General features: G+C 74.0%; 3 protein-coding genes. All 3 read right to left on the bottom strand.

Features of this window, described 5'->3' with window-relative positions; translation table 11 throughout:
* The coding region (locus AC1DP0_RS20395) for an amino acid kinase family protein (RefSeq protein WP_478088123.1) at nucleotides 1–218 on the bottom strand (218 nt) is incomplete at its 3' end.
* Nucleotides 219–300: 82 nt separating this feature from the next.
* The gene (locus AC1DP0_RS20400; RefSeq protein ID WP_478088125.1) at nucleotides 301–1,428 is read right to left on the bottom strand and encodes an aminotransferase class V-fold PLP-dependent enzyme; all 1,128 of its coding nucleotides are present in this window, start codon (nucleotides 1,426–1,428) and stop codon (nucleotides 301–303) included.
* Nucleotides 1,429–1,447: 19 nt separating this feature from the next.
* A partial coding sequence (locus tag AC1DP0_RS20405; protein ID WP_478088127.1) for a DUF4153 domain-containing protein occupies nucleotides 1,448–2,958 on the bottom strand: 1,511 nt, incomplete at its 5' end.

Consider the following 2,958-nt stretch of genomic DNA (forward strand, 5'->3'; position numbering starts at 1 on the left):
GTGCGGTCCATGCCTCGCTGCTGGAGCTCGGCGCCACGGAAGAAGTTGCCGCCGCCGATGACGACGGCGACCTCGACACCGCCGCGCACCGCGTCGGCGATCTGGTTCGCGATGCCGGAGACGACGGCCGGGTCGAGGCCGATGCGGCCACCCCCGAACACCTCGCCGGAGAGCTTGAGGAGAACCCGGTGGAAGGGGGTCGTCTGGGCGTCGGTCATGGCGCAGGGCCTCCTCGAGGGCATCGTTCCGGGGGTCGGTCGATCTTTCCACATCCCGAGGTCATCGGCCGCATCGAGTTGCTCAGGCGGTGAGGACCCCGGGCAGCGCGGCTGCGAGTCGCGCGTAGTCGTCCTCGTCGTTGTAGGGGGCCGCGGCAAGGCGGAGGTGGCCCCGCCCGGCGAMGGCGACCGGCGGGACGACGAAGCCGGCTGCATACAGCCGGTGCCACAGCGCCTCGGCATCCTCCGTGGTCGTCGCAACGCCCTCGGGCAGCGCGACGAGCCGCAGGCAGGGCGCCGAGGGTATGCCGCCGTGCGGGCTCTCGGTCCCCAGCGCGTCCCGCACGAGCTTCACCCCGCGGAGGAGGAGGTCCGCGCTGCGCTGGACCTGCTCCCACCCGCCGAGGGCCTGCCAGGCGGCAAGACCGTCCGGCACCGCGACCCACGCGGAGTGGTCGACGGTGCCCTGCAGGTCGAAGCGCTCGGGGTAGGGCAGTCCGTGGCTCCAGGAGGTGACGAGGGGCCGCATCGCCTCGCGGTGCTCGGGCGCGACCCACAGCGCGGCGGCGGCCCGCGGCGTGTAGGCCCACTTGTGCAGGTTGCCGGCCCAGAACGCGACGCCGAGGGCCTCGACGTCGACCCCGGGCAGGCTGCCGGGCACGTGCGCCGCGTCGACGAGGACCGGCACCGGCGCCACCGCCGCGGCGACCTGGGCGACGGGCAGGACGAGCGCGGTCGGCGACGTGATGTGGTCGATGACGACCAGACGCGTCCGATCGGTCACCGCGGCCGCGAAGGCCGCGACCACCGTGGACGGGTCGGCCTCGACGTCGAAGTCCGCTGTGCGGAGCGTGCCACCGCGCGCCTCGACGGACCAGCCGGCCGTGCGGTAGCCGTGGTTGCTGACGACGACCTCGTCCCCGGGACCGACGCCCAGGCCCTGGAGCACCACCCCGACGGCCTCGGTGACGTTGCGCACCAGGGCGGTCGAGTCGGCCGGCACGTCGAGGAAGGCGGCCGCCGCCCCTCGCGCGGCGGCCAGCGCCGCCGGCAGCTCGTCCCGGAAGGCCCGCATGGGTGCTCCTTCGATGCGGGCGCGGGCCCGGTCCTGGGCCTCGCGGACCGACCGGGGCACCGCCCCGAACGCACCGTGGTTGAGGTGGGTCAGGGCCGGGTCGAGCTCGAACAGCTCGGCGATGTCGTGACGCACCCGGCCATCCTGCCGCACCTCAGGAGTCGTACCTCGACAGGCACGACCGCGCGGACGCGTCGAACACCGCGATCGGAGGTCGCACGGCTGCTGCCCGGCTGCGGCCGAGGTTCCACTCGAGGACGTCCTTCGGTGCGTCGCCGGGACGCGCCAGGGCGATGCACGCCGAGATCTCTGCGGGCAGCCCCGTCATGATCGTCGGCAGGGCGTCGTCGCCGAGCGTCACGAGGTAGGAGGCGTCGAGCCGGCCCGTCGCCACGTAGCGGTCGATGTTGCGCTGCGCCACCCACGCCTCGGGGTTCGCCAGACCTCCGACGAGCACGAAGGCGGCGGCGGAGACCAGCGCAGCCCGCGGCAGCCACCACCCGGAAAGGCGCGCGCCGGCCACGAGGACGAGGACGACGAGCAGCCCGAGCCACAGCTCGAAGGCGTCGACGAGGACCCGGAGCAGGGTGAAGCCGTAGGCCTGCTGGTAGAGGTCCATCCGGTGCAGCGCCGACGCGACGACGACGAGGGTCAGACCGCAGAGCGCGCCGAGCGTGGCGCGCAGGACGAGCCGCTCCCGCGCCGTCGACCGCGGCGCCTTGCGCACGGCCAGCGCGACGGTGGCCAGGGTGAGGACCGTGGCCGCAGTCAGCTGGCCGAAGCCCTGGTGCACGTAGTCGGCATACGTCAGGCCGGTCGTCCGCTGGATGTACTCGTGGCCGCCGAAGAGGGCGGCCGCCTGGGCCACGACGAAGGCGAGGAAGAGGGCCACGACGAGAGCGACCGGCACGGCCCACTCCCAGAGCCGCGCGACCGGACGCCCCTGTGGGAGCGCCACGCGCTCGACGCGCGGCGGGTTGAGGGCGACGTAGCCCGCGGCGAGCAGGGCGCCCCCCATGACGAACCCCACGAAGACGCGGAGGGTCAGGCTGTCCCACGCGAGCTGGGGCACGAGGGCCTGCGCCCACGACCCGAAGACCGCGTCGCCCGAGGCGAAGAGGCCTCCGAAGACGACGAGAGCGATGAGCGAGAGGGCCGCCGTGCGCACCACTGGCCAGACGACGCTGATCCGGCTCGTGACGGCGAGGGTCCGCCCGAGCAGGGGCAGCCCGCGCACGGCCGCGAGGGGCCACGAGGCGAGTCCGGCCAGGAGCGCGAGCAGTCCCTTCGCGTCGGTGAGCGCCGTCGTCAGCACGCCGACTCCGAGCATCACGGCGATGATCGTGAGCCACTCGGCCGCCCGCAGCACGGAGAGGGAGGCGAGCGCGACGCACAGGACGCTGCTGAGCACCGTCCACCACCCCCTGCGGCTCGTGGTGCGCCAGAGGACGATGCCGCCGACGACGAGCACCCCGAAGAGGCCTACACCGAACGCGTGGTAGGGCAGGACGATCGCGGACAGGACACCGATGCCCAGGCACGCGAGCAGCAGCCTCACCTGGGGTGCGAGACCTCGTTCGGGCCAGAGGTCACCGAAGAGCGAGTCGACGGCCGGCTTGGGCGCACCGAGCAGGGCGGGGCCGTATGCCGTCGGGCCCGCCGGCG

The sequence above is a fragment of the Terrabacter sp. P5_B1 genome (assembly GCF_056400505.1).